1 protein-coding gene is annotated in these 1,387 nt (G+C 37.9%); it reads right to left on the bottom strand.

Features of this window, described 5'->3' with window-relative positions; translation table 11 throughout:
• Positions 1–91 precede the first annotated feature (91 nt).
• Positions 92–1,321, bottom strand: a complete 1,230-nt coding sequence (locus QUB61_RS39460; RefSeq protein ID WP_333136926.1) for an IS4 family transposase — start codon at positions 1,319–1,321, stop codon at positions 92–94.
• Positions 1,322–1,387: the final 66 nt, after the last annotated feature.

Raw genomic sequence — 1,387 nt, 5'->3', positions numbered from 1 at the left:
AACTTTGAAACAGGTTTTTTGACAACTCTTGGGTTGTTTCTCTGAACTCTTGGTGGCAAAGTTGCATCAAGGATCTCCAAATTCAGCCAAGTTAAAAAAAAGGTATTTCCTGTGATTCTAATCGCTGAAATCTTGGAACAGCACGACGAATAACTCGTAATGTACCCGTGAAAGAAATACTTAATGGGGAAATTTCTGCACTATGCGCTGTTTGACAAATTAATAACCGCACAGCCCAATGTCCTAATAATAGGCCATAAATTTCTTGTACTACTTCTCTTGGTCTTTGAGAGCGAACATGAGTTTTTCTTTCCCCGAGATGTACTTTGAATTCATCAATTGTATTTTCCACTTCCCAACGTTGATGATATTCGGCAGCTAATAACTTTGCCGGAAATTTTTGAGAGTCCAATAAACTTGTAATTAAACGATACTTAATTTCTGCTGTTGGGTCGTTTAAGTTTTCAATCCTGTACTCAATTACTCTAATTTGGATTGGTTTAAATCCTTTTTTTCTGAATTTGCCTGGGGGATTAATAAAACTTAAGTAAGAACCATCTTCTAGTTGTGTTTCTTTGAGGAATTTAACATTTGACGGAATTCGTCCTAAATAGTTAGAACCCTTGCTGAGCGTGGCTGACACCATCGCATATGAATGCAAGCCTCTATCCCACATTAACAACATTTTTTTAGTAACTGAGCTCCATAACCTTAATGCTCTGACTCTTTCTCCCATCTTGTATGGGCATATTAAAGCATCAAATATTAAGTGTGTTCCTGCTTCTACTAAAATAACTAATCTAGCTTTGGGAAAAGCAGCTCTTGTACCTGGACGGCTACCTGGACGGCCAAAAACTCTGGCATTTTCGTCACTGTCTGGGATATTTAAGCAGGTTCCATCTATTGCTACAACTCTCAATCCATTCAGAAAAGCTCCCACTGTTTCAGTTGTAGCCATTGGTCGTACCAACTGATGAAATAACTGGCTCATTACAGAAGGCCCTAATCTTTTTCGGGCTTTAGTAATAGCTGCCTTGCAGGGAGTTTTCCAGAATTTACCAGTTTTCAACCAGACTTCATTAAGTCCATCAATCAGATTTTTTAGTACGTCCCGCATTGAGTCTTTTGACCATAAGCTCATTGCTATGATTAGACACACTACCAGTTGTGATGGTAGCCCACGATGCCGTTTTTCTTTGGCTTTTGCTTTGAGAATAGCTGCTTCTATTTCTGTTGATGGAATTGCTACTTCTATTGCTTTGAATACCTCGCTACTTTTGAGCTTGGGAGATTCTAATAATAATTTTTTGTACGGCACCATACTTGATTTACTTTTTGTATATCATATATAGTTTATCACTTGTTCGACCTTAAGTAAACCGTATTG

Source organism: Microcoleus sp. C2D2, from assembly GCF_036702495.1.
Lineage (GTDB): Bacteria > Cyanobacteriota > Cyanobacteriia > Cyanobacteriales > Microcoleaceae > Microcoleus.
This window is presented reverse-complemented; position numbering and strand designations above follow the sequence as displayed.

Bases quoted from the DNA above. Each gene is read 5' to 3' on its own strand.
- QUB61_RS39460 (WP_333136926.1), bottom strand. From the start codon at position 1,321: ATGGTGCCGTACAAAAAATTATTATTAGAATCTCCCAAGCTCAAAAGT.